The organism is Sphingobacterium sp. UBA2480, assembly GCF_002341965.1.
GTDB classification, from domain to species: domain Bacteria; phylum Bacteroidota; class Bacteroidia; order Sphingobacteriales; family Sphingobacteriaceae; genus Sphingobacterium; species Sphingobacterium multivorum.
This window is the reverse complement of the sequence record NZ_DDPA01000004.1, coordinates 358,428-383,536: the sequence shown is the minus strand read 5'-3', so window position 1 is coordinate 383,536 and position 25,109 is coordinate 358,428. Positions and strand designations below refer to the sequence as shown.

The following is a 25,109-nucleotide window of genomic DNA, read 5'->3' as shown; positions in this document are numbered from 1 at the left end:
CGATTATTTATGAATATAGAATTTTGCGACTTAATGGTTGAGGCTCATTTATTTCGGTTGAGGCACTCTACATCATGGCATTTGAAATGAACCCTGTTGCAATCGAACGAAGATTCATCACTTAAAAATAGGAAGAATTTCACAAAAAAGGGCATCTATTTTTAGACGCCCTTTCGTTATACCAATATTTTGTTTTGATATTAATTTTCTTTTCCGATTTTGTGCCCTTTCGTGGCAAAAAACAAGATATATAAGTATGCTGGAACCATTGCAAAGAGAAATGCATGTTGAAAATCAACATGTAAAGTGTCCTTCAGGTAACCATAGATTAAAGGCCAAATTGCTCCTCCGGCAATACCCATAATCATAATGCCAGATCCTGTTTTTGTAAATCGTCCCAGCCCTTTGATTCCCAGAGGGAAAATAGCTGGCCACATCAATGCATTTGCGACACCTAATAAGGCAACAAAGATATAGGACGTTAGACCTGTAGAAAATGCGGAAATTGCAGTGAAGGTAATTCCGACAATTGTACAGATACGCAACGCTGTCTGTTGTGATACGAATTTTGGAATAGAAATAATACCAATAAAATAACCAACAAGCATGCAGACAAGGGTGAAAGTAGTACCATATTTGACAAAAAATGGAGGTAGAGATAATAATCTTCCATAAGTGCCAATGATATCACCTGCCATTACTTCCACTGCTACGCAGAAGAAGATAGCGAGAAATCCTAAAAATAGATGTGGAAACTGGAAGATACTTGTCTTTTTAGTACCAGATACAGTAGCTTCATCTGTTGTTTCTTCTTCCTTATTGACATCAACCTCTGGCATTTTTACCGCGAATACGACAATAGCTAGAATCGCAACACCAATGGCTACGCCAATATAAGGACCGTGAAGTCTTTCCGATAATTCAGCGAGCAAAGCATCATGCTCTGCCCCCGCTTTCAGTTCTTTAATTTTGCTGGAAATACTGTCGTAATCTTTTAATAAAATACTTCCTAAAACCACTGGTACTATCATACCGGCTGTTTTATTGAAAATCCCTACAATAGAGATCCGCTGGGCAGCACTTTCTATTGGCCCGATGATACTGAGGTATGGATTGATCGCAGTCTGTAATAGCGCCATACCTGAAGCTTGGACAAAGATTGCAACAAGGAAGAGTTGATAGCTTAGGTTAGATGCGGCTGGAATAATAATAACTGCACCAATAATAATTAAGACCAAACTGGCAACTAGGCCATTTTTAAAACCTATTTTACCTAAAATCCATGAACTCGGCAATGCCAGGAAAAAATAGGCTATATACGAGGCAAAAAGGATTAAAAACGCTTGTGTATCTGTCTCCAAATTAAATGCCAATCGTACAAATGGAATCAATGCCCCATTGGCCCAGGTGATATACCCTAGAATAAAAAATAATGCACAGCAAATAAGCATAGGAACTATCGCTGTTTTACCCGAATTAGGATTAGTGGTCATTTTTTTAATTATATTTAGTTAAGTTATCGTTCACAGATTGGAAATCAGTCAAAAAAATAGCTTTAGACAAACGATTGCATGCAATTTTTGTTGATTTTTAAAATATCCATCCTACAAGACTACTTAAATTTATTGAATATTGGAAATAAATAAAGGCATATTTTTGGAGTATTTTGATAATTAATTGACAAAAAAAAGGAGGATAAATTGTGAAATTTATCCTCCTTTGCTTATAAACGTTGTCGAATTTTAATTGGACCAAGTTGATAAATCGAGTTAGCAGGAGCCATACAGTCCTCGTTATTTTGGAACGATTGCTACTGTAAGTCTTGAGATACAATTTAATTTGTTGAAACGATCGTACATTTTTATTTCCCAAATGTGTGTGGACCGGCCAATATGTATTGGACGACATTTCGCGGTGATTACACCGCTACTGACCGGGCGTATGTGATTGGCATTTACTTCAAGTCCCACACCGCGGTATTTGTCAGGGTCAACCACGAGATTGGATGCGATACTTCCCAAAGATTCCGCCAGAACGACAGAAGCACCGCCATGTAAAATGCCGTGCGGCTGTTTGACTTTATCTGTTACAGGCATGGTCGCCGTGATGGAGTTGTCATCTATTTCTGTTGCTTGAATCTCGAGCAGACCTGACAGATATTTATTGAAGAATACGTTAATTTCCTCAATGCTGTAATGCTGAAACCAAATTTTTGACATCGTCTGAGTTTAAATAACGTTCTTGGATAATAATGCGGTGATGATTGAGATGGCCCGCAATGACATACAAAAGCGCTTTTACACTTGTCAGCCGTTCAGATGCCATGCCCTTACGTTCTAGTTCCACATCGTTAAAACTATTGAAAAGCATCATGTTAGCTTTGCGAAGAAAGGTGAATTCTTTGCTTAAACTTTCTAATGTGCGGTCGTTGTAACGGGAATATTGAATGAGATAGTCTTGGTCATACCCGGCAAGCTCTTTAAGGTCATTACGTGAAAAACGCAATGCCCGGTAAGCCATGATACGCTCATTATCGATGACGTGGCCAACAACTTCTTTGATGGTCCACTTATCTTCGGCGTATTTAAAATTACCTCTTTCCTCAGGAATCGTGTCCAGAAATGCTGGAAAGGAGAGCGTTTGTTCTTCTAGTGCATCAAACACGTTATCGACGACAGTCTCAATATAAGGTGCGTAGACTGCTGGATATTCGTCAGATTTGAGTGGCTTCATATTTTAAATTGCTTTTTAAGATTATTCGAAATGTTGTTCCTTTACCTACTTCAGATTCTTTTACAAAAATTTGTCCCTGGTGGTACCGCACCATTCTTTTTGTCAGACTAAGGCCAAGCCCCCAACCTCTTTTCCGTGTTGTGAAACCCGGCTGGAAAACAGATTCAAAATTAGATCTCGGAATTCCTTTGCCTGTATCACTAATGTCTATAAAAATTTCTTCTTTCGCAATATTTTCTGAAATATTAACAGTTATCTTTCCTTCTGTGCCAATGGCATTTACTCCGTTTTTCAATAAATTTTCGATAATCCAATCAAAGAGTGGAATATTGAGTTGTGCTTCAAGATGTGTGTCGCCTTTTAATTCGAAAGCAATTTTATTACTGGTTCGTATGCGAAAATAATCCATATAATTTTTGATGACATCATAGAGGTTATGGTTGGTCAGTACGGGAGTAGATCCTATTTTGGAGAAGCGGTCAGCGACGATTTCAAGTCGTTTAATGTCATTTTCCATTTCATTTAGCGTGTCATCTTCTTCGGCATCAAATTTTATGCGAATCAATTCTAACCAGCCCATCAGTGACGAAATAGGGGTGCCCAACTGATGTGCCGCTTCTTTGGTTAGTCCGACCCAAACAAGATTTTGTTCAGATTTTCGGATGGAGTTGAAAACCGTATAGGCAATAATGAGAAAGAGGGCAATCAATGATAATTGTACATAAGGAAACACCCTTAACTGTTGCAAAAACCAAGAATCCTTATAATAAACATGCCATTTTTGACCATTTTCCAATTCCAATGTAATCGGAGGATGGCTCTTCTTCATAAACGCAAGCTGCTTTTGAAAATATGCCGGATCATAATCGAGATGTTTTGTAACACTGTCGTTGTGTCCGGGTTTAATATTTGTCTTTGTGGAATCGAGGTTACGCCAGAAAATAATGTCTTCCTTATCGTCAGTAATAATTGCTGGTAAATTTAGGCTGTCTCTTACGGCGTAAATAAATGTAATGAATTCATCATCAACGTCGGGCATGGTCATGATATTTTTGGTACTCATAGCCCATACCTCAGCCTTTGAACGTTCGGCATGCGCAAGATTTCGAACGAGGTAGTTGGTATAAACCAAAGAGGCGACAGCAATGACTGCTGCAAAGATAAGCAAGATAAATTTCCAGCGTTGCTGGCTAATCTGATAGGGTTTCATGATTACGTATACGTGTCCTTCATTTGCAAATTACTGAATAAATGTCTGTTTTCTGCACTTTTATTTCATTGAAGAAGTTAACGTACCATCCAAATCAAAAATTTTGTGGTAATTTTGCGGCATGAGTTCAGAAAGAAAAGTAAGAGTGCGTTTTGCACCGAGCCCGACAGGTGGTCTTCACCTTGGTGGGGTACGTACAGCTTTGTTTAATTTTCTCTATGCGCGTCAGCATCAGGGAGATTTTATTTTACGTGTCGAGGATACGGACCAAACTCGTTTTGTCCCAGGTGCTGAGGAGTATATCAACGAATGTTTAGCATGGTGTGGTCTGTCTCCAGATGAAAGCCCGTTAAAAGGGGGCGAGTACGGACCTTACCGTCAAAGTGAGCGAAAACCATCTTACCGGAAATATGCTGAGCAGTTGATCGAGAATGGTTATGCTTATTATGCATTTGATACTGCAGAGGAATTGGATGAGCAACGTAAATTGCAGCCTAATTTTCGCTATAGCCACGAAAATAGACTTCAACTGCGTAATTCATTGAGTCTGTCTGAGACTGAAACTCAACAATTATTGGATGCGGGGACTCCGCATACCATTCGTATAAAGATTCCTACCGATGAAACGGTAACATTCACGGATATGATCCGTGGAAAGGTTGCTTTTGATACAAATCTTGTCGATGACAAGGTGTTGCTTAAAGCAGATGGCATGCCGACTTATCATCTGGCAGTTGTTGTCGATGATAAAGCTATGGAAATATCGCATGTTTTCCGTGGTGAAGAGTGGTTGCCTTCGGCGCCTATCCATATTTTATTGTGGGAATACCTCGGCTGGGGTGATAGCATGCCAGGTTGGGCACACCTTCCATTAATTCTGAAACCAGATGGAAATGGTAAATTAAGTAAGCGTGATGGCGATCGCTTGGGCTTCCCTGTTTATGCAATGAACTGGACTGATGCGAAATCTGGTGATACAACAAAAGGATTCCGTGAGATGGGCTTCTTGCCAGAAGCTTTTGTCAATATGCTTGGGGTGTTGGGCTGGAATGATGGAACTGAACAGGAGATTTTCTCCTTAGATGAATTGATCCAGAAATTTGGTGTTGACCGTATCAGTAAAGCTGGGGCAAAATTTGATTTTGAAAAAGCAAAATGGTTCAACCATGAATGGATTAAACGCACATCGACAGAATCTCTGTTGCCACAGATCAATACAGTTTTGGAGCATCATCAAGTAGAAGCCGATGCCGCTTATGTGAGCCGAGTATTGGATGCCGTGAAAGAACGTTTAACCTTTGTTGAAGACTTTTGGACTCAGGCGTCCTTCTTCTTTTCGCAGCCTGCGGAATATGATTTGAGCGCGGTAAAACCTAAATGGTCTGCTGAGAAAACTGCATTTTTTGAGGATATTAACCAATCATTCGAAGGATTTAATACCTGGAAGGCTGCTGAATTGGAACCCTTCTTCAAAGATGCGATTCAGGCATCAGGGATGAAGATGGGTGAGCTTATGATGCCATTCCGGATTATGCTGGTAGGGGGTAAGTTTGGACCAGATGTATTTCAGATTGTTGAATTACTTGGTCAACAAGAGGTCATAGCGCGTGTGAAAAAAGCACTTAAAGAATTCGATGCTTAAATAGCTTTAAGTACGAGATACTGAAAAGGGGTTGTCTGCATTGCTATGCAAACAGCCCCTTTTTTCTGAAAGAGGTTGTTTATTGATTGCTGTTGTTTTTATCAAGTCATCAATGCGCGATTAAGTCATCAATGCGCGCGCGATACGCGGTTGATTAGCCAAAAAGAATCTTCCGTTCGGGTTCTTAACTGTTGTTGCTCGCGAAATCATGGAGCTTGTCTATAGGGGGGAGCGGCCTCATTTACAAGTATGGTATCCTTAGGCGCATGAAAAGTGTTTTGGCTGGGCCGAATAAAAATATTAGCCCCGTTATTAGTATTCCTAGTATCCCTAGATAAGTAAATATCTCCATGTTACTGATTAACGTTGCTTGCTGACTTAGGGTTCCCGAAATACTTTTGCTGGCAATACGGCTTGCTATCTGATCGCCATATATTCCGGCATATTTCTCCATTAATGTATCCCAATAGTTTATTGTTAAGGTATTGCTTGTATTCAATGTTTGTTCGAGTTGAATATAATGTTTTTGATTTAGTACATAACTGACGTTTTGGATAAGAGCAAATCCGACATTCGTACTCCAGAACCGAGCTGTTGTGCCCATAAGACCTGCATTGCCAACGTGATGGGATTCGACACCAGTTAAGATATAGATAACAAGCGGTGTAAAGAGCCATCCCTGACCTATTCCTTGAATAAACAAAGGAAGACCGATTGCCCAAATTGTGGTGTCAGGGTAAAATGTGGGTACAAATAGAAAACATGAGGTCGCCAAAATCAAAAAGCCGAAACCAAAGATATATTTAGGAGATACATCGCGCAGGAGTAAAAAACCTGAACTACCGACACCCAGTATTGTGCCAAACACGTTGATGTACTGTACATCAATAATATAATGCCAGGGCCACTTCCAAACTGTAGCCATTACAGTATAAACATTATTGAGGCAGCTACGAATAATATAAAACAGAAAAAACAGGGTAACACCAAAGATCACATTTTTGTATCTCAAGATCTCAAAATGAAAAAGGGGTCTTTTGACCGTCTTTTGTTTAATCATAAAGAGTGCGCCGAAAATAAGGGAAAGGGCGAAGTTTATGGTGATATTGGCGTGTTCAAACCAATAGTATTTGCGACCATAAATTAAGACATAAGCTCCACAGCTCAATGATATCAATAAAAACAAGCAACTTGCCAGATCTAATTGATAGAGGGGGAATTTTTTACCCAAGCGATTATTGTTAAGTAACAGCAAAGCTATTGCAATCACAATCAAATGCCAATAGAGGACGACGTGGATCATATCTTGCCATCCGTAATCCATAATACTTTCTTTGAGTAAGGAGGTCGTTAAAGTTGATCCCGTAAGCATAAAGGTGTACAGGAAAAAATAAGCAATCGTACGGCTTTTGGCATGCCTAATTTGCATCATAAGCAAGGGAAGAAAGCAAGCTCCTTCCAATACACAGAAAATACCTTCTACCACGCGCAGAATGCCAATAAGAAATGGATCTCTTGTCAGCGAAATGCCTAGTAGGATCAAAATGGAAAGACTGCAGGTCAAAAGAATATATGTTCTTACTCTGAAGAAGGAAAATAGCCGCTGAAATAGAAGTAAAGCAACGACAATGGCGCCATACATCAGGGATAGAAAATACTGAATATCCTCGGCTTCAATGTCCAGTACCGAAGCGGTAAATGCCGTATTGGAATGGAAGAGAGACATTAACATGAGATGTGGGAACATCGCTAATATCATTAACGGAAGTTTTATCCATTCGGGCACCCAACTATAGTATAAAGATTTATTCATACGCATGATGATTAGGATTGATGGGTAGCATGGATAACCACATTCATACCGGCACGCAATTTCTTAAGATCCTGTTTTGGATCAAATACAATTTTAATAGGAATCCGTTGTTCAATCTTTACGAAATTTCCGGTTGCATTGTCTTGAGGTATCACGGAAAATTTGGAACCTGATGCTGGGGAAAAAGAGTGAATTTTTCCTTTAAAACTAAGTTTGGGAAAGGCATCAACCTGTATCGTGACTACAGTACCTTCTGAAAGGTTTTCGAGTTGAGTCTCTCTAAAATTAGCGTTGATCCATTTTTCCTCGCTAATGACGTTGGCTAGTGTCTGGCCTTCCTTTACAAATTGTCCTGGTTGGATCGTTCGTTTGCCAACAAAGCCATCGTAGGGAGCGGTTACTACGGTATAGGAGAGAAAAAGCTGTGCATTTGTTTTCGCAGCCTTTTTGATATTGATATTAGCTCTTGCCGGCAATTCGTTTGCTTTTTCTTTGCTGCTGTTCAGTTGAGCTGAATTATATTCTTCCGTAATGGCGTGCAATTGCGCCAATGCGATATCGTATGCTGCTTTGGCATTATCGTACTGCTGTCTGGTGGCAGCCTCAGCTTCAAATAAATTCTTGAACCGATTGTAATCCTGTTGGGTCTGCCATACACTTACTTTTGCAGCCTCTAATCTTGCCTTTTGAACCGAAATACTATTAGCTGCCGCATCGGCTGTTTTGCTGAGAACCTCGGCATTTCTCTCACTACTTTGGAGTTCGGCATTCGCCATATCCACCTTGGTTTGATACTCGCTCGCGTCTATAATAAGCAGCGTGTCGCCTCGATGAACATATTGATTTTCCTCAAATCGTACCTCTTTAATAAAACCAGCGATTCTACTGGCAATGGGTGTAACATATTGATCAATTTGAGCGTCATTTGTCGTGACATACTGATTAGTAAAAATGAGGTGTCTGACTAAGACGCCAATACCGGTCAATAATAATAGGCTGGCAAATATGACGAGCACTTTATTAAATCCCTTTGTTTTGTCTTTTTTATCTTCTTTATTCATTGTTGTTTAATTGCGCGTTTTTCAATTGTTTGCTTTGCCTGTGCTTATTCCTTTGTATGTGCTTGACGTATCCTTTACCTTAAAATCATCAAAGCTTCCAGCTCAAAAAGTCTCGGAGCCATTCATCCAGTTCAGCTATGCTGTACTCGAAGTAGCAATTTTTCTGGTTTTGTATTTGACTTAAACAGGAGTACTCGGAATACGAGCAAATTTCCTCTGAGCACATGAGCATATGGCTGTACAAAGATACTGTGAGATAGAAACGTTTTGTTTTGTATAGTCGGACGAATATATGTTCATTTGCGCCATGTTGTAGGAAAAGTGTAATTTTAAGTTATGGAAGAGGAAAAACTGGCAGCTATTGATGCTGATCAATATGATTTTTATGTAGACCACATGTATGTCGATCGTATCGATTCTCGGGAGTATAAACATAAAAAGGCACGGTTGCTCTATGCCGAAGGTGGAATTGTTCATGTGTTTACAGCAACAAAGCACTGGTACTTACCGGCAAGATTTTACATGTGGATTCCGGCAAATACAACCTATCATCTGGAAAGCACAAGCTCCCGTATCCCGCTATATAGTTTTTATTTCAAGGAGCGGCAGCAGATGCCGTCCGTACTTTCAGTACCGAATATATTTCTTAGCAATGATCTGGTGCGTGAAATGTTTTTATTTGCTCAGGATTGGAGCGGAGGGGTCAGTAAAACGACCGATTATTCAAAATACTGTCTCTTGCGCGCGATGATGGCTATCATTCCGGATACAAGTTCACCAATAGATGCTTTCCCGATGCAGCATCCCTATCCTAAAAGTGAGAAACTCAGGAGTGTGGCTAGATATCTGAACAGCAACATTGATAAGGCCTTTACCATAGAACAGATTGCGGCTCGCTTTGGAATGAGTAGCCGCTCGTTGTCCAGACTTTTCAAAGACGATATGGGCATCAGTTATATTCGGTTTTTAAGAGCCATACGAATTGCAAAAGCTTTGGAGCTGATGTCAGAGAATAGCTATTCCATTCTAGAAATAGCCATGCGCGTGGGATACAACGAGCTGTCTTCTTTTAGTAATATTTTTACGCGTGTAACAGGTATCCGTCCATCGATATATATGGCGAAGATTAATGAATATAAACAGTAATATTTTATTTAGGCCAAAAGTTCCTGCAGATCTTCCTGAGATAGTGACTTGATAAAGCTTTCTTCTGTCGTGATCAGGCTTTGTGCAATCGATTTCTTTTTATTCTGTAAAGCCAGTATCTTTTCTTCGACGGTATCTTTACTGATAAATTTATAGATAAACACATTGCGCGTTTGACCGATGCGGTGTGAACGGTCTACGGCCTGTTGTTCCACAGCTGGATTCCACCACGGATCCAGAATAAAAACATAGTCCGCTTCAATCAGATTGAGTCCCACCCCACCTGCTTTTATCGATATAAGAAATAACTTAGTATCGTTGTTTTTACGAAATTGGCTAACGGCTTCATCCCGGTTCTTTGTGCCGCCATCTAGGTAGGCATAATTTATTCCTTTATTATCGAAATACTGACGGAAGATATTGAGCTGTTTTACGAACTGGGAGAAAATCAGTACTTTGTTGCCCCTTTGCATGACCATTTCAAGCGTTTCAATGACAGCGTCGAACTTGCCGGAAGCACCCGAGAACTTCTCATCCACCATTCGGGGATGATTGGCTAATTGTCGGAGCTTTGTCAAGCCCTGCAACAGCGCAATTTGGGTAGATTTTGGCTTGCTGTCCAATTGTCCGTCAAGAATGGCATTGCGATATTCAGATTTGACTTTTTCGTACAACTCGGATTGTTTTTCAGTCATTTCACAATAAAGTACCTGTTCAGTTTTTGGCGGTAATTCTGTTGCCACCTGATCTTTTGTACGTCTTAATATAAAAGGTTTGACAATCGCTTGAAGACGCTGCGCCTTTTCTTCATCTTTTTTCTTTTCTATGGGCTGTACAAATTCCTTCTGAAAATAGGTATAGCTTCCTAGTAATCCTGGATTGGTGAAGTGCATCTGTGCCCAAAGATCCGAAACGGAATTTTCTACAGGAGTTCCACTCAAGGCCAATTTGTTTTTGCTTTTTAGGCTTTTGATGGCTTTAAACGATTTGGAAGTTGGGTTTTTGATATTCTGGCTCTCATCGAGGATAATGTAATTAAAATAAAAGCCACTCAAGGTTTCTTCATCAATGCGGGCAATCCCGTAGGTAGTAATGACCAAATCATATTTAGCGAAAAGCGAGGCATCTTTAATGCGGTTGTTTCCGGTATGAAGGTGAATATTAAGCTGTGGCGCAAATTGCTGTGCTTCTTTTTGCCAGTTGTATACCAATGATGTTGGCAAGACCAAAAGTGAGGTACGGACATCCTGTTCGTCTTGGAGTTGTTCTTTTTGCTGTTGCAATAACGCTAAAGTCTGTATGGTTTTACCTAAACCCATATCATCTGCAAGACAGCCGCCAAATTTATACTGCTTCAAAAAATTAAACCAATTGTATCCTGCTTTTTGGTATGGGCGAAGATTTCCCTTGAAATGTTTTGGTTCGGGAATATCAGCAATCTCTTCAAAGTTGGCTAGATTCTGTAGTTTTCGTGTAAATAACAGTTTTGTATGCTCACTAATTTCAAAGAGTAGACCAATATGTACCTTATTTAGTTTGAGCTCATGTCGGTCTGCAGAAAATTGGAAGAGATGGTTGTATTTTGCAAACCATTCTTCCGGAATCATGGCAATTTCTCCATTTGGTAAGGTGAATTCCTTAATATTATTAAGGATATGGTTGCGCAGCTGAATAAATGGAATCTCATAGGGCCCAAATTTTGCGATAGCACTTATATCAAACCAATCATTGTCTTCATCAATGGAGATATCTAAGGAGGTGTGCCCTATGAAGAAGCGTTTTTCTTCACTATTTTGTATAATGTGGAATCCAAGAGCCTCCAGTTGTTCTTGATGGTTGTTCATCCAGTCAAATACTGAAAGCCGTTTTCCAGTTTGGTTTGCTGGCGTTAATAAGCCGAGTTGGAGATCAACATCCTGTAGTCCCAATTTTTTTAAGCTTTCATGTTGTTGTTCTTCCCATTGCAACGATCGTTTGACACGGTGGAATATATATTGATCATCTTGCGCATTATATTCCATACGAACAGTAACCTTATTCTCGGCTCCCGCGGTAAAGGTATGCGGTCCGTACTTGAATTGCAGTTGTAATTGCGAGGCTCCATCCTCGACATAAATCAAATGGAGGAGTGGAATTGCTTGGTGCTGGTGGGTCTGAATTTCAAATCCTTCGGCATAGACATGATAACGTTCAATCAGTCCACATACAAAGGTTTCGAAATATTTTTTTTCAGTGCTTCTACCGACAGAAATGTAACGTTTATTCAGGAAAGGGCTGAGCTTCTTGCCCTCAAGGGCCTGATCGAAATAATATAGGGTATTGTTTAAAAGTAACCATGCTTGTACATTGGTCAAGACAATGGCATTTTTGAACATAAACTCCAGACGCTGATTTTCGTATTTGATTGTCGGGAAATAACGTGTTTCTTCTTCGTTTCGTCGAAAATGAAATAGAATCGATGCCGCAGAGGTTGCCAATTTAATTTCTTGATCTGCTGGATAACCATCTTTGCTCATCATGAAAAGTGGTTTGTCTCCAATAGCTTCAAAAAATTGGATCATTTTTTCATCTATTTTAGGCCGAAGAAGTTCATACAACTTTTTATCGAAAACTTTGGAAAAGAAATCGACAGGTCTAATTGCTTTTTTATAGTATTTTTTGATGAGATGCGTTTGTTCGATTTCATCGAGCAATCGAATCAGTTTGTAATCTACTTCATCCAATTCCGCGGCGTAAGCATCGACAGTATTGCTAAATATACGCTGATAACGTAGTGAGTAAGTCCCGTTGGGATTGAGTTTGACCATGTGTGGCTCAATAAGATAGCCAAGATAGGGATGCTCACATATAGAATAAACGATTTTATATACTGGAAATGACTTTGACTGTTGCATTAAAAATAGCGGACCTTATAAATAAAGGTTTCTAATATACAATAAAATATACCATTAATTGCAATTTGCACGTTGAAATTTTAAAAATCGATTCCAAGGGATAGCCTCGTTAAGATCCTGTACTAACCTTCATTATGAAGTTGTTCACAGGTATCGTTAAATGCCAAAGATAACAGGTCGTCCTTCACGGCTTGATTTACCTGAGTTGAAAATTTGAGTTGTAATTAGCTTGACTCGCTATAGGAGTAAAAATCTAATAGTTTCCTTCAAAGACAAATTGTGCTGGACCTTTTAAGAATACCTCTGAGAAATGGGAGCCCTTCTTATGGAATGAAATATAAAGCTGCCCTCCTAATACGCGAATAGGAATAGTGATATCACCTTCTAAATTTTGCTGCAGAGCAACAGCCATCGCTGCTGCAGTTGCTCCAGTGCCGCAGGCATAGGTTTCATCTTCAACACCGCGCTCAAAAGTACGGAGGAAATAACCATCTCCTTCCGCTTCAATGAAATTTACATTGATGCCTTCTTTTTCATAAGTAGCATTGTTGCGAATTGCGTAGCCATCTTGGAAGACATTTTTATCCTGCAGATTTTTTACAAACTCAACATAATGTGGAGACCCCGTTTGTAATACATAAGCTTCACCATCACGTGTATAATCTTGTACATCGATCATTTGCAGGTTGACAAGGTCTGCTGCTAGCGAGGCATGGTGTATGCCGTCTACTGCCAAAAAGACAGTTTTGTCAGTAATGATGCCTAAGTCGCGTGCAAAAGCGACGATACAACGGCCCCCGTTACCACACATGCTGCCTTCTCTGCCGTCGGCATTATAATAAATCATCTCAAAATCGTAATTTTCCTTGTTTTGAAGCAGCATTAAGCCATCGGCACCAATGCCAAACCGACGGTTACAGAGTTTTTCTACCAATGCTTCATCTGCGCGGTCAAATGCACTGTCGCGGTTGTCTACTAAAATGAAGTCATTTCCTGCGCCCTGATATTTTGAAAATCTTACTTTTGATGCCATTACGTTGATTTGTAGTAACAAAAATACGTTTTTTTGTTACAAAAAACCGGGTAAAAGTTAAGATTTGTTAAAATGATTGCATTTGTCTAGCAATTAACATTTTTTAACGTGTCGGATTTTCCGAAGGCCTTGAAATGGTATTACATTTGAACATATCCGAATAAAATCGGTAATTTTAGGAGCAAAAGTTATCAGCATATATTAGGACATTTTAAAATAGAAATAAGTTTATGAATAAGGTCGGTTTAACGCTATTAACGGCTGTTTTCGGTGGAGCGGTAGCATTAGGTGGTTACAAGCTTATTGAGAATAAGAAGTTGGATGGTATGTCTTTCGAAGACAAACAAAAAGTTTATTTTGCAAACAATCCTACAGGAGTTATGTCTTCAACAGGCAATCCTGATTTCACCCAGGCTGCCGCAATAGTGTCGCCAGGTGTAGTGCATATTAAGACAACCTATAGCCGTAAAGGATCACAGCAATCGCAAGGTTCTCCGTTCGATATGTTTGAAGAGTTTTTTGGCATGCCACAAGGTGGTGGACGTCGTCAAATGCAGGCGCAACCTGTGCAGGCATCCGGATCAGGTGTAATTATCTCGGATGATGGTTATATTGTAACGAATAACCACGTCGTAGAAGATGCAGATAAAATTGAAGTCGTATTAACAGACAAACGTACGTTTGAAGCCAAATTGATCGGACGTGATCCGAATACAGATTTAGCCTTGTTGAAAGTGTCAGGCAAGGGGCTTCCTGTCGTCAAGTTAGGTAACTCAGATAATGTCAATGTCGGTGAATGGGTGTTGGCTTTTGGATACCCGCTAGGGCTTCAATCTACAGTTACCGCAGGTATCATTAGTGCAAAGGGTCGTCAGATCGGTATTCTGAGTGAAGGTCAGCAACAACGTGGTAATCCATTTGGTGGTGGACAGGATCAAATCCCGGTGAGTTCAGCGATAGAATCCTTTATTCAAACAGATGCTGTTATCAATAAAGGAAATAGTGGTGGTGCGTTGACGAATGCTTCGGGAGAATTGATTGGTATTAACTCTGCTATCGCTTCTCCGACAGGAACATATGCGGGTTATGGTTTTGCGATTCCGGTCAATTTGGTGAAAAAGATTGTCGATGACTTTGTCGAATACGGTAATGTAAAACGCGGTTATATCGGTGTTACCTATACCGAAATAACACCTGAACTTGCTAAAGAGAAAGGTTTTACAGATGTTGATGGCTTGTATGTTCAAGACGTTGTAGCTGGTGGTGCCGCAGAGGCTGCAGGTGTTAAAAAAGGAGATATCCTGACCAAGATTAATGGAAAAGTGATCACAGGTTCACCTGTCTTAAGTGAAACTATAGGTCGTGCGCGTCCTGGAGATAAGGTCAATGTCACCTACAAACGTGATGGTAAGGAAAAACAAGTAACCATGACATTGAAAGGGGAAGAATCCTTGAAGACCGCAAATACCGGCGGTAAAGCTTCTAAAAGTGCAACGGAGATTTACAATAAATTGGGTGCAAGCTTTATTCCTGCTTCAGCTCAGAAGAAAAAAGAGCTGGGTGTCAACTCTGGAGTTGTTGTGACCCAAGTGAATCGTGGTGGCATCTTTGATTACTTCGGTGTAGAGCGTGGATTGGTCATTACTGAGGTTAATGGAAAAGCTGTAAATACAGTAGACGATGTTGAAACTGCGCTTGGCGCAACACAACGTAATATTGTGCGATTGAAAGGGGTATCTCCTCAAGGTGGTGCTGTTCAATTGAGCTTCCCAGTAGAATATTAAGCGTTGAATTAAGAATTGGTTGATTAATATAGTTTAGGTGGTTCTAGCCGTAAGGTTAGGCCACCTTTTTTTTCTGAAAGTGTCTGATCTTATTGGCCAGAAAAAACCTTCAGTTTGCTTTCATTGCTGTTGGTGGCTGCGAAGTCATGAAGGTTTTATCCTTTGTATTATGATCACGTTTTTTCATTAAGGGAGTAATGAACTCGCTATGCTTGGTTTACTAAGCATTGTTTAATTTCATTGGCTTTAATGAACTCAGTTATTGGTCAGAATGATTTTTAGGCGGGTTTTTCCGCTGTTTTTGTATGCGAAATCAGGAAAATTTGGTGGATATGCTATGTCACTTGGTAACATGTAGGTCAATTTTAAGCTGGTTGTTTCCTTAATAATTTTAGTTTAGCTATTTTGCGGAATGAAGTGCCGAACAGCGCCAGTACTTGTTAAGCTGCGTCTTTCTGGCCTGATGATTTATTATATATTTTGCTATCGACAAGAATGAGAGCCTGATTATATGGGCTAAAGGCGTTCTTTGCGTCCTTTAGTTGGATCAGTCAACGGTATCGCGATTGCTTGATAGTTTTTTAAAATTATAGAGATGAAGATTTTAATGGTTTGTTTGGGCAATATCTGTCGTTCGCCCCTTGCACATGGTATATTAAAACAAAAAGTTGCGGATAATCAATTAAATTGGGTCGTTGAATCGGCGGGTACAGGTGACTGGCACATTGGTGAAGCACCCGACCGTAGGGCGATAGCCATTGCAAAGAAGTATGGTGTCGATATTTCCGGTCAGCGGGCCCGACATTTCAAGCCGCATTTTTTTGCCGAATATGATCTTATATTTGTGATGGATAGACAAAATTATGAAGATGTATGCGCTCAGGTGATTGATAAGGAAGACCTGAACAAAGTGAAATTGTTTTTAGGAGATGATGTTGTTCCCGATCCGTATTTTGACGATAATTTGTTCGATCCAGTTTTTCAGATGATTGATCAGCGCTGTGCAGAGGTTATTGCAAAAGGAGGGAATCTAACGGCATAAGTGTATTTATTTATCTTAGTTTGTTTAAAACAAAAAAATGAAGGCAGCAGAAGTAAATAAGAAGTGGAGCATTCTACAGGATGAAATTGCTTCACTATTCGATATGGAAAAGCCGGACATCAAAGTCTGTTTATTCCTCATTGGTGTTCAGGAATTGGGTAAAGGTGCTCAAAAGTTCTCAAAACGGGAAAAAGAAGAATTGATGCACATTGCGACCTGTCGTCTTTTCAGTGCAATGGGATTTTATAATCTGAAAGGTCTGGATGAAGAGGGGTGGCCACATTGGGAATTGGTAAAACCTATTCCTAACTATACGCTTTTGGAACAAGAACTGATTATGAAGTCCTTGATCATAAATTATTTTGAGGAATTAAACGTTATCTAGAAGATAGCACAATTGAAAAAATTGGAAGTTCTAATTGGGAGCATATAATTATTAACAGATGAAATTTTTAAAGGCTAGTTTAATAGCAGTATTCTGCTTTTTGCAGGTTTTGGCATTTGCGGCTAAACCCGAGTTTAAATATGTACAGATCGTTACTGACAAGGGAACCTGTGTGCTGCGGTTATATAATGAGACACCTAAACATCGGGATAACTTTGTCAAATTGGCAAAAAGTAAATATTACGACGGGACTTTGTTCCATCGTGTCATCCAGAATTTTATGATTCAGGGTGGTGATCCTGATTCAAGAAATGCCGTTGGTGGCGCTCAATTAGGTAATGGAGGACCAGGGTATACAATTCCTGCAGAGATTCAGGATGGTTTATTCCATAAAAAAGGTACTATCGGAGCGGCTCGAGATAATAATCCCGCAAAGGCTTCTTCAGGTTCTCAATTTTATCTCGTTCAGGGAAAGGTATTCACCCCTGAAGACCTCGATCGTTTGGAGCAAACACGAATGAATGGTAAGAAATTTTCGGAAGTGCAACGTCAGGCGTATACGACTATTGGTGGAGCTCCGCATTTGGATTGGAATTATACCGTATTTGGTGAGCTGGTCAAAGGCGTGGATGTCATCGATCAGATTGCAGCTGTGAAAACCGATAAGCACGATAGGCCAGAAGTCGACCAAAAAATGAGCATGCACGTGCTCACAAGACGAGAAGCGTTAAACCTGGAGCGAGAACTAAAAGGTCTAAAACCTCAGACGGGTATCTTTTCTAAAATTGGTGATCTGTTCTCTTCCAAGGATTATTAATGTCGTTATGATTCGCAAATCAGGGGTTGAAGAGCTTTTTCCCTTATTATTTAGCATCTCAATATTCAAAAAATGAAAATAGTAACCTATAATGTGAATGGTTTACGTGCAGCCTTGAAGAAAGATTGGTTAGGCTGGTTGAAAACTGTAAATGCAGATGTCATCTGTCTTCAGGAGATTAAAGCTACACCGGATCAAATTCCTGAAATTGCTTTGTTGGAACAGATGGGCTATGAGCATTACTGGTATCCCGCTCAAAAAAAAGGCTATAGCGGAGTCGCCTTGTTTACGCGTATCACACCTAAGCATATTGAGTATGGTTGCGGCCATGAAGATTATGATTTTGAAGGACGTATTATCCGTGCTGATTTTGATCAGGTTTCCGTGATGAGTACTTATTTTCCATCAGGTACGACAGGAGACTTGCGACAGGATTTTAAATACCGTTTTCTGGCGGATTTTCAGTTATATAGCGATAAGCTTTTGGTCGAAAAACCGAATTTGGTCGTTTGTGGTGATTATAATATTTGTCACCGTGCTATTGATATTCACAATCCAAAATCAAATGCAAATTCTTCGGGATTTCTTCCAGAGGAGCGCGAATGGATGGAGAATTTTATTAATTCGGGCTATATCGACTCTTTTCGCCATTTAAATCCGGATCCGCACCATTACAGTTGGTGGAGTTACCGTGCTGGAGCACGTGCGAAAAACCTAGGTTGGCGTATTGATTATAATATGGTTTCAAAACCTCTGGCAGAGAAAATCAAATCGTCCAGCATAATGCCAGATGCTGTCCATTCCGATCATTGCCCGGTATTGTTGGAGCTTGCCGTCTAATTAGATGGCATCTCACAAAAAAAGGCTTTCATATGCATGAAAGCCTTTTTTTTGTGAAGCACGAGGGACATTATTAACTAATTATTTCCCCTGGCTATGGATAATGGAAAGTTGCTGGGCAACTTTCTCTGCAATCGTTAAAAATGATTTCGTTACAGGGTCTTCGGTATCTATGGCAACTGGGAAACCATTATCTCCAGCATCAGAAATGCCTTTTAATAAAGGGATTTCACCAAGGAAAGGAACTTTATATTCTTCTGCTAAACGTTTTCCACCGTCTTTACCAAAAATATAGTATTTATTTTCTGGCAGCTCAGCCGGGGTAAAATAGGCCATATTTTCTATGACGCCCAATAATGGAATATTGATGCTATCCATTAAGAACATTCCAATTCCTTTGACGGCGTCGGCCAGGGCAACGTGCTGCGGCGTAGTGACAATCACAGCTCCGGCAATAGGGAATGTCTGCGATACGGTGATATGGATGTCACCAGTGCCAGGAGGCATATCAACGACCAAGTAATCCAGTTCGCCCCAGTGCGCATCGTTAAAAAGCTGCTTGATTGCGGAGGTGGTCATTGGACCACGCCATGGAATAGGTTGGTTTGGATCGGTGAAAAATCCTATTGAAAGTAATTTCAGCCCAAATTTTTCAAGCGGTTCAATTTTAACCTGTCCGTCTGGCATTTCTACCGAACCTGGCTTAGCGCCTTCCAATCCAAACATAATCGGAAGCGATGGTCCATAGATATCGGCATCTAAAAGTCCTGTTTTAGCACCTTTGGCATGGAGAGCAAGAGCTAGATTGGCGGCAACCGTAGATTTACCAACTCCACCTTTGCCTGAAGATACCAAAATGATATTTTTAATACCCGACACTTGTGCACCTTGCTTCCCAATCACATTGGAAGTCATATTGATCTGAACTTCGAGATTTTTGTCGATGAAATGGGCTATAGCGTTTCGACAAGCATGCTCAATATGGTCTTTAAGCGGGCAAGCTGGCGTAGTTAAAATGACATCGAAAGAAATTTTTTGGCCTTCGATTTCGATATTTTGAATCATATTCAATGTTACAAGATCCTTTTTCAAATCAGGCTCTTCAACATAGGATAATGCATTTAATACTTGTTCTTTGGTAACCATCTGTTATTCATTTGTAATCACGGATTACAAAACTACTCATTGCAGATCAATTTCATGTCATTTCTTTGTTTTTAATGGGATTTAGAAAGCTGTATTACACTAAAAGGGATGGGACATTAATCTTCCATAGTTCAGGTTCAAAACATGAAGTGAGTATTCCTATTCTTTAAACGGACCTAATAGGGACCTGATAGGGACCTCATTCGGACTTCATTCGGATGAACACCTATAAAACCCGTTTTAAATCCCTATAAAATAAGTTGTAAATTCCTGCTAGAAAATAAGCTTATTGGACGTTGTCATGCCGGTGGTCGGAATGGCTTTTATCATTTTTATCCGTCTCTGTGTGCTTAGAAAAACTTCATGTATAATTCCTCAATAAATAAATTCCTCAATAGGCAGAGGAGAGATCGATAAATTACGTATATATGCCACGCAATTAAATTGCATATAAAAGCTAATTTATCTAAGTTTGACTGTTGATATGCACGAATTTGCATTAAGTAATAATTATGTCCAATCGATTTATAACATCTTTTAAGTCCCGCAAGTGGCGATGGCTTTATATTGCGCTAGCTGCTATGCTGGTTTTGGCTATTGCAGTTGGTGCCTATGCTTATCAGAAAAGAGATGCCATGCTCATGGGAGCAATCAACAAAGCGAAAGCAAAGTTGCTTGAAAAGTATGATATGGAATTGAAGATCCAATATTATGCCTTCCAGGGAATTAGTGCAGTACAGTTTAAGAATATACAATTGTTGCCCAGACATCGCGATCAATTGGCACAAATCAATGATCTTACGGTATCTGTAAAATTGTGGCCTTTGCTATTCGGAGATGTAAAATTGGGGCAGGTTATTTTGGATAATGGGACCGTTTCTCTTGTTAAAAAAGACTCGGTCAGTAACTACGATTTCTTATTCAAGAAACAGAAAAAAGATACCGTAGAAAATGATAATCCAAAACAGAATCTGGCAGCTTTAGCAGATCGATTGTTGAAAAATGTGTTTTTTAAGGTTCCAAATGATCTTGATCTCAAGAATCTTGAGCTTTCCTATCGCGATGACAGCACTTCACAGCGCATTGTCATTCCCTCTGCGGTGATCGACGGTGGAGATATGGAAACGAAGTTCCTGCTAAACGACCATGAAGCGGCCTGGAATCTGACTGGAACAATAGATTCGGATAATCAAGAATGTGACCTTCGCCTTTTTTCTGATAAAAAGGAGGTCAATCTTCCCTTGTTGCAACGCAAATTTGGTCTTGCAGTAAGTTTTGATGAAATATCCTTCCGACTGGACAAGGCGCACAGGAGGAATAAGGAATTGCTGGAATTGCATGGGCAATGGGGCTTTAAAAATTTGAAAGTAAATCACTGGCGTATTTCTAGTAAAGATGTCATCTTTCCTGAAGCCATCATGCAGGGGGCATTGAATATTGGAGCATCATCGATTGAAGTGAGTAAAGAAAGTACCGTACAGGTCAAAGATTTTGTGTTTTCCCCTTATGTCAAGTATGTGCACAAGCCGGAGAAAGAGCTCTTCTTAGCCATACACACAGATAAGATCGAGGCACAGCACTTTTTTGATGCCATGCCAGTTGGATTATTTCCAGGTTTAGACGGTATTCAGGTGGAGGGGCATATTCAATACGATCTAAACTTTGCGCTCGAAATAAAAAAGCCCGAAAAGCTTCTTTTCTCTTCCAAAATGGATGATAGGGATTTAAAAGTCGTTAAATGGGGAGAGGCTGATATTGCGATGCTAAATACGCCTTTCACGTATACAGCTTACGAAGATGGTAAGCCGATGCGGGAGATTGTGGTGGGGCCTCAAAACCCTAATTTTACACCGCTAGATCAAATATCCCGTTATATGCAGATTAGTTTGATCAATACAGAAGACCCCTTTTTCTTTAAACACAAGGGCTTTGAGGAGAAGGCTTTTAAGCTCTCCATTGCTACAAATATCAAGGAAAAAGGGTTTAAGCGCGGGGCGAGTACGATATCTATGCAACTGGTAAAAAATGTTTTTCTAAATCGGAATAAGACCGTTGTGCGGAAGCTGGAAGAAATTTTGCTGGTATGGCTGATGGAGCGTTCACAGCAAGTCAGCAAACAACGCATGTACGAGGTTTACCTGAATGTCATCGAATGGGGGAATAATGTATATGGTATCACCGAAGCTGCGCGCTATTATTTTGGAAAAACACCGGCACAGTTGGGGCTTGGAGAGAGTATATTTTTGTCCAGTATCGTTCCACGACCTAAAAAAGGACTCAACTTTTTTGATTGGACAGGGCACCTGAAAGGGAATATGTTGCGCTATTTTAATACCTATGGTCATATTATGACCAAAACAGGGCAGATTAGTGTGGATTCAACAACTTCAAATTATGGTTTTTATGAAGTTGTTCTGCAACCGCATCTGCGGGCAGCTCGACCAGCTGTGGTAGATTCGGTTGATGTATTTGATATGGGAGATGATCCATTGTTGTTCGATCGTCTCGAAAGTAGCTCTCCTGCCGATAATCTTGAAAGTGTATCTGTTCCAAAGAAGCTAAAACAAATGGATCTAACGGAAAAGAAAGATGAGGAGGCGACTGAACCAGAGAAACCAAAACGATCGCTATTTGACAAGATATTGGGACGTAAAAAAGAAGAAAAACAAAACGACGCACACAAATAGTGTCTGTGACGAAAGAAGGATATTAACATGAAAAAGATAGAAATTGACGGATTGCTTTTCGAACCTTTATTTGAAGAAGAACAAATTCAGAAGCGAGTGCGCCTAATGGGGATTGATATAAGCCGGCGTTATGAACACAAACTGCCTGTTTTTATAGGTGTCTTGAATGGATGTTTTATGTTTATGGCAGATTTGCTTAAGCAAATTGATGTTCCTTGTGAGATGTCCTTTATTAAGTTGGCATCTTATATTGGAACGGGACAATCTGAATTAAACGAGCTTTTAGGACTTGGTATCGACCTTGAAGGTCGGGATGTGATTATTGTAGAAGATATTGTCGACTCCGGGCATTCACTCAAATACACCTTGGATGCTGTAAAAAAATTAAATCCAGCCAGTGTGATTGCTTGCGCACTTTTGGTTAAACCTGAGGCACTGCAGTATCATTTTGAGGAACTAACTTATGTTGGCTTTGAAATAAGTAAGGAATTTGTAGTTGGGTATGGTATGGACTTTAATGGTCTTTGTCGGAATCTCCCCGATATTTATAAAAACGTAGCAATCTAATGTGCTATCAAGTGATCGTTAGATTTTAATGGTAGAATTTCGCTCTATTCAAGCGTTTGATCGCTGTATAATGCTTTCAGATTGATGAGCAAAATTTCCAGATCAGACAAGGGGAATTTAGAGACAGTTTCAAACATTTCCTTTTCATCAAATTTAATGACCAAGACACCTTTATGATCTTCTTCATAGCCCGCTTTTTGTATTGTAAAGTCTATCTTTTCAAAATCAAATTCTTTTAGACTTCCTTTAAACCATTGGTAGTTAGCTGCGTAATTAAATTTGTTTTTTTGAAAATGAATAATTTCAGTGCCATAGGTATTCCATAGTGAAACCCGGATCATATACCATGCTATTAATCCGAATATACCATAGAAGACAACACTCATAAGTGTTACCCCGTCATTGAGAACATTGGCAATGAAGCCGCCTAATGGGAGAATTATCGTCATTATGGTCAGTAAATAGATGAATATTCTGGCAACTAGCGGTCCCTTTTTTTCTTTTAATACCAATTGGTTTTGTGTTAGGTCGATTTGATTCATAGCTGGCATTTCTGTTCTTAAAGGTTCGTTTTTTATGGGGTAGAGCACTTGTTTTGATTCTTTCAAATTGATTTGCGAAATCGATGCGCATTTTACTGGCTAGCCTATTTAAACGAACAGGTTTCGATATGGTCGTTCACCATTCCAACGGCCTGCATATACGCATAACAAATGGTAGAGCCGAAAAATTTGAACCCTCTTTTCTTCATATCTTTTGCTATCTTATCAGAAATAACTGTCGTTGCAGGTACCTGTTGCAAACTGCTCCAGTGGTTTACAATCGGTTGTTTTTCGGGCAAAAAGCTGTATAAGTAGTCATAGAAGCTACCATATTCTGCTTGGATTTTCTTGAAATGTTGCGCATTGGTAATGGTGGATTCAATTTTATTCCTGTGTTTGATGATTCCCGAATCGCTCAAAAGCCTCGCAACATGTTCATTGGTATAGGCCGCGACTTGATCAACATCAAAGTTGGCAAAAGCTTCTTGGTATGCTGCTCTTCGACGAAGAATTGTGATCCAGCTTAAGCCAGCTTGTGCAGACTCCAGGATCAAAAATTCAAATAAAGTTTTGTCATCGCGGACTTGTCGCCCCCATTCTTTATCGTGATAGTCTACATATTGCGGATCAGAACCGCACCATTGACAACGTATGATTTCTTTGTACATGTTCTCTGAAGATTTTTTGAATGCAATATAACTTTTTATCCTAACTTTACGACCAAAATTAAAGAGTTTCGAATAGAGACGGTTCATGAGTATTTCATTGCCGTTAAGAGAATTCATTTTAATGAGCGTAACTATCTTCAAATATCATCTTCTATTTGTAGTGCTTCTGCTATTTTCAATTACGGGATTGAATGCGCAGCGGCGGACTTTTCGGGCGGTTGTACAAAACAGCAGCACAGTTAAGGCCGATAGTCTAAATGTAGTAAAAGATTCTGTTGAATCGCCAAACCAGAAAGTCTTGGCATCTTTGAACCCTGCGTTACAGAATCAATATCGGATCGTAACCGTGAACGGGGAAGGGCTGAAGGTTCATAACATTTATAATTTTGATGTAAAGCAGTATTTTCAGGGTGAATTAAGAAATAGCAATTTGGATCGGCAATATGGCACGCTCAAGGCTCATCGTGAAAATTGGATTTTATTTACAGTTCTCGCATTAATTTTTGGTGTTGGGATGATTCGGGTATTCTTCCCGTCAGATATCAAATTGGTTTTTCAGGGCTATTGGGACGATCGGGTCTTACTATCAGTAAGTAAGGAGGATACGATACTGACATCTTGGCCATTTATTTTTCTGTTTATATTATTCTCTGGGGCAATAGGCTTATTTGTAAGTCTATTTTATGCGTATGAATTAAATAGATTTGATTTTATTACTTTTCCCAATTATATGAAGACTGTGGGAATGGTTGGCGCTTTGTTTGCACTAAAAATCGGGTTTATTCGGTTCTTATCCTTTGTGTTTCAAATCAGAAAGTTGGTAAAAGAATATGTGACCGTGCTGTATCTGATTTATTTCAATACACTTTTTTTAATGCTTCCTGTATTATTAATTTTGAGTCTTGTGCCTTTGACATCGGTGGGTGTGGTGCTGCATTTGGCCATCGTTGGAGCGGCCTTACTCTTTTTCTATCGATTTCTTAAGACAGCGACTCATATTATGTCCATGTATAAATTTTCAATTTCCTATTTAATTTTGTACCTTTGTTGCCTAGAAATAGCACCAATATTAATACTGTTAAGATTATTGAGCTAAAAC

Annotated in this window: 21 protein-coding genes; 10 read left to right on the top strand and 11 right to left on the bottom strand. The window is 39.7% G+C overall.

The annotated features are described in order from the left end of the window. Positions 1-200: 200 nt before the first annotated feature. The 4 genes from gluP to B3600_RS09000 form a co-directional block, all read right to left on the bottom strand. Positions 201-1,493 (bottom strand): glucose/galactose MFS transporter, encoded by a 1,293-nt coding sequence (gene gluP, locus B3600_RS09015; protein ID WP_236586154.1) that lies wholly within the window; start codon positions 1,491-1,493, stop codon positions 201-203. A 300-nt stretch (positions 1,494-1,793) separates the two neighbouring features. Beyond that, entirely contained in the window at positions 1,794-2,219 is a 426-nt protein-coding gene (locus tag B3600_RS09010; protein WP_286752740.1) for a hotdog fold thioesterase, read from the bottom strand. Continuing rightward, positions 2,185-2,733, bottom strand: coding sequence for a DinB family protein (locus B3600_RS09005; RefSeq protein ID WP_046673623.1), 549 nt, complete (start codon positions 2,731-2,733; stop codon positions 2,185-2,187). The genes B3600_RS09010 and B3600_RS09005 overlap by 35 nt, the downstream gene beginning before the upstream one ends. Next, a complete protein-coding gene (locus B3600_RS09000) occupies positions 2,714-3,943 on the bottom strand; it encodes a sensor histidine kinase (protein ID WP_070561286.1) in 1,230 nt (409 codons plus the stop codon). Before B3600_RS09000 ends, B3600_RS09005 begins: the two co-directional genes overlap by 20 nt. Before the next feature lie 121 nt (positions 3,944-4,064). Here B3600_RS09000 and gltX point away from each other — a divergent pair, with 121 nt between their 5' ends. Beyond that, positions 4,065-5,585 (top strand): glutamate--tRNA ligase, encoded by a 1,521-nt coding sequence (gltX, locus tag B3600_RS08995; RefSeq protein WP_115046443.1) that lies wholly within the window; start codon positions 4,065-4,067, stop codon positions 5,583-5,585. 241 nt (positions 5,586-5,826) lie between these two features. Here gltX and B3600_RS08990 read toward each other — a convergent pair whose 3' ends face one another. Both B3600_RS08990 and B3600_RS08985 read right to left on the bottom strand, forming a co-directional pair. Beyond that, positions 5,827-7,398 (bottom strand): MFS transporter, encoded by a 1,572-nt coding sequence (locus B3600_RS08990; RefSeq protein ID WP_159333443.1) that lies wholly within the window; start codon positions 7,396-7,398, stop codon positions 5,827-5,829. An 11-nt stretch (positions 7,399-7,409) separates the two neighbouring features. Beyond that, on the bottom strand, positions 7,410-8,459 hold the full coding sequence (locus tag B3600_RS08985; RefSeq protein WP_070561283.1) for an HlyD family secretion protein: 1,050 nt from the start codon (positions 8,457-8,459) through the stop codon (positions 7,410-7,412). A gap of 336 nt (positions 8,460-8,795) precedes the next feature. On the opposite strand from B3600_RS08985, the gene B3600_RS08980 reads away from it, so the two are divergent. Continuing rightward, complete coding sequence (locus B3600_RS08980) at positions 8,796-9,605, top strand: AraC family transcriptional regulator (protein ID WP_115046447.1); 810 nt, start codon at positions 8,796-8,798, stop codon at positions 9,603-9,605. 8 nt (positions 9,606-9,613) lie between these two features. Here the strand turns inward: B3600_RS08980 and B3600_RS08975 are convergent, their stop codons facing one another. Both B3600_RS08975 and dapF read right to left on the bottom strand, forming a co-directional pair. Continuing rightward, complete coding sequence (locus tag B3600_RS08975) at positions 9,614-12,499, bottom strand: DEAD/DEAH box helicase (protein WP_286752739.1); 2,886 nt, start codon at positions 12,497-12,499, stop codon at positions 9,614-9,616. Between the two features lie 253 nt (positions 12,500-12,752). Beyond that, a complete protein-coding gene (gene dapF / locus B3600_RS08970) occupies positions 12,753-13,532 on the bottom strand; it encodes a diaminopimelate epimerase (protein WP_286752738.1) in 780 nt (259 codons plus the stop codon). A gap of 230 nt (positions 13,533-13,762) precedes the next feature. Here dapF and B3600_RS08965 point away from each other — a divergent pair, with 230 nt between their 5' ends. The 5 genes from B3600_RS08965 (at position 13,763) to B3600_RS08945 (ending at position 18,400) form a co-directional block, all read left to right on the top strand. Further along, a complete protein-coding gene (locus B3600_RS08965) occupies positions 13,763-15,316 on the top strand; it encodes a Do family serine endopeptidase (protein ID WP_046673632.1) in 1,554 nt (517 codons plus the stop codon). A gap of 595 nt (positions 15,317-15,911) precedes the next feature. Then, positions 15,912-16,358, top strand: a complete 447-nt coding sequence (locus B3600_RS08960) for a low molecular weight protein-tyrosine-phosphatase (protein ID WP_070561279.1) — start codon at positions 15,912-15,914, stop codon at positions 16,356-16,358. 37 nt (positions 16,359-16,395) lie between these two features. After that, positions 16,396-16,743: a hypothetical protein gene (locus B3600_RS08955; RefSeq protein ID WP_046673634.1), complete on the top strand. Its 348-nt coding sequence runs from the start codon at positions 16,396-16,398 to the stop codon at positions 16,741-16,743. Positions 16,744-16,801: 58 nt separating this feature from the next. Continuing rightward, positions 16,802-17,560, top strand: coding sequence for a peptidylprolyl isomerase (locus B3600_RS08950; protein ID WP_046673635.1), 759 nt, complete (start codon positions 16,802-16,804; stop codon positions 17,558-17,560). Positions 17,561-17,632: 72 nt separating this feature from the next. Beyond that, positions 17,633-18,400 carry an exodeoxyribonuclease III gene (locus B3600_RS08945; protein ID WP_286752737.1) on the top strand — a complete coding sequence of 256 codons (768 nt, stop codon included), beginning with the start codon at positions 17,633-17,635 and terminating at the stop codon, positions 18,398-18,400. Between the two features lie 81 nt (positions 18,401-18,481). On the opposite strand, the gene B3600_RS08940 is transcribed toward B3600_RS08945, so the two are convergent. Further along, on the bottom strand, positions 18,482-19,546 hold the full coding sequence (locus B3600_RS08940; protein WP_286752736.1) for an Mrp/NBP35 family ATP-binding protein: 1,065 nt from the start codon (positions 19,544-19,546) through the stop codon (positions 18,482-18,484). Between the two features lie 512 nt (positions 19,547-20,058). On the opposite strand from B3600_RS08940, the gene B3600_RS08935 reads away from it, so the two are divergent. Together B3600_RS08935 and hpt are read left to right on the top strand one after the other, a co-directional pair. Further along, positions 20,059-22,233, top strand: a complete 2,175-nt coding sequence (locus B3600_RS08935) for a transglycosylase domain-containing protein (RefSeq protein ID WP_286752735.1) — start codon at positions 20,059-20,061, stop codon at positions 22,231-22,233. Between the two features lie 27 nt (positions 22,234-22,260). Next, positions 22,261-22,800, top strand: a complete 540-nt coding sequence (gene hpt, locus B3600_RS08930; RefSeq protein WP_046673639.1) for a hypoxanthine phosphoribosyltransferase — start codon at positions 22,261-22,263, stop codon at positions 22,798-22,800. A 44-nt stretch (positions 22,801-22,844) separates the two neighbouring features. On the opposite strand, the gene B3600_RS08925 is transcribed toward hpt, so the two are convergent. Together B3600_RS08925 and B3600_RS08920 are read right to left on the bottom strand one after the other, a co-directional pair. Then, positions 22,845-23,342 carry a hypothetical protein gene (locus B3600_RS08925; RefSeq protein ID WP_070570331.1) on the bottom strand — a complete coding sequence of 166 codons (498 nt, stop codon included), beginning with the start codon at positions 23,340-23,342 and terminating at the stop codon, positions 22,845-22,847. A 104-nt stretch (positions 23,343-23,446) separates the two neighbouring features. Next, positions 23,447-24,010 carry a DNA-3-methyladenine glycosylase I gene (locus B3600_RS08920; RefSeq protein WP_046673739.1) on the bottom strand — a complete coding sequence of 188 codons (564 nt, stop codon included), beginning with the start codon at positions 24,008-24,010 and terminating at the stop codon, positions 23,447-23,449. Positions 24,011-24,131: 121 nt separating this feature from the next. Here B3600_RS08920 and B3600_RS08915 point away from each other — a divergent pair, with 121 nt between their 5' ends. After that, on the top strand, positions 24,132-25,106 hold the full coding sequence (locus tag B3600_RS08915) for a DUF4271 domain-containing protein (protein WP_286752734.1): 975 nt from the start codon (positions 24,132-24,134) through the stop codon (positions 25,104-25,106). Positions 25,107-25,109: the final 3 nt, after the last annotated feature.

Bases quoted from the DNA above. Each gene is read 5' to 3' on its own strand.
- B3600_RS08960 (WP_070561279.1), top strand. From the start codon at position 15,912: ATGAAGATTTTAATGGTTTGTTTGGGCAATATCTGTCGTTCGCCCCTT.
- B3600_RS08915 (WP_286752734.1), top strand. From the start codon at position 24,132: ATGAGCGTAACTATCTTCAAATATCATCTTCTATTTGTAGTGCTTCTG.
- B3600_RS08925 (WP_070570331.1), bottom strand. From the start codon at position 23,342: ATGAATCAAATCGACCTAACACAAAACCAATTGGTATTAAAAGAAAAA.
- B3600_RS08980 (WP_115046447.1), top strand. From the start codon at position 8,796: ATGGAAGAGGAAAAACTGGCAGCTATTGATGCTGATCAATATGATTTT.
- B3600_RS08945 (WP_286752737.1), top strand. From the start codon at position 17,633: ATGAAAATAGTAACCTATAATGTGAATGGTTTACGTGCAGCCTTGAAG.
- B3600_RS08965 (WP_046673632.1), top strand. From the start codon at position 13,763: ATGAATAAGGTCGGTTTAACGCTATTAACGGCTGTTTTCGGTGGAGCG.
- B3600_RS08985 (WP_070561283.1), bottom strand. From the start codon at position 8,459: ATGAATAAAGAAGATAAAAAAGACAAAACAAAGGGATTTAATAAAGTG.
- B3600_RS08940 (WP_286752736.1), bottom strand. From the start codon at position 19,546: ATGGTTACCAAAGAACAAGTATTAAATGCATTATCCTATGTTGAAGAG.
- B3600_RS08935 (WP_286752735.1), top strand. From the start codon at position 20,059: ATGTCCAATCGATTTATAACATCTTTTAAGTCCCGCAAGTGGCGATGG.
- B3600_RS08950 (WP_046673635.1), top strand. From the start codon at position 16,802: ATGAAATTTTTAAAGGCTAGTTTAATAGCAGTATTCTGCTTTTTGCAG.
- gltX (WP_115046443.1), top strand. From the start codon at position 4,065: ATGAGTTCAGAAAGAAAAGTAAGAGTGCGTTTTGCACCGAGCCCGACA.
- B3600_RS08920 (WP_046673739.1), bottom strand. From the start codon at position 24,010: ATGTACAAAGAAATCATACGTTGTCAATGGTGCGGTTCTGATCCGCAA.
- B3600_RS08990 (WP_159333443.1), bottom strand. From the start codon at position 7,398: ATGAATAAATCTTTATACTATAGTTGGGTGCCCGAATGGATAAAACTT.
- B3600_RS09010 (WP_286752740.1), bottom strand. From the start codon at position 2,219: ATGTCAAAAATTTGGTTTCAGCATTACAGCATTGAGGAAATTAACGTA.
- B3600_RS08955 (WP_046673634.1), top strand. From the start codon at position 16,396: ATGAAGGCAGCAGAAGTAAATAAGAAGTGGAGCATTCTACAGGATGAA.
- dapF (WP_286752738.1), bottom strand. From the start codon at position 13,532: ATGGCATCAAAAGTAAGATTTTCAAAATATCAGGGCGCAGGAAATGAC.
- B3600_RS09005 (WP_046673623.1), bottom strand. From the start codon at position 2,733: ATGAAGCCACTCAAATCTGACGAATATCCAGCAGTCTACGCACCTTAT.
- B3600_RS08975 (WP_286752739.1), bottom strand. From the start codon at position 12,499: ATGCAACAGTCAAAGTCATTTCCAGTATATAAAATCGTTTATTCTATA.
- B3600_RS09000 (WP_070561286.1), bottom strand. From the start codon at position 3,943: ATGAAACCCTATCAGATTAGCCAGCAACGCTGGAAATTTATCTTGCTT.
- gluP (WP_236586154.1), bottom strand. From the start codon at position 1,493: ATGACCACTAATCCTAATTCGGGTAAAACAGCGATAGTTCCTATGCTT.
- hpt (WP_046673639.1), top strand. From the start codon at position 22,261: ATGAAAAAGATAGAAATTGACGGATTGCTTTTCGAACCTTTATTTGAA.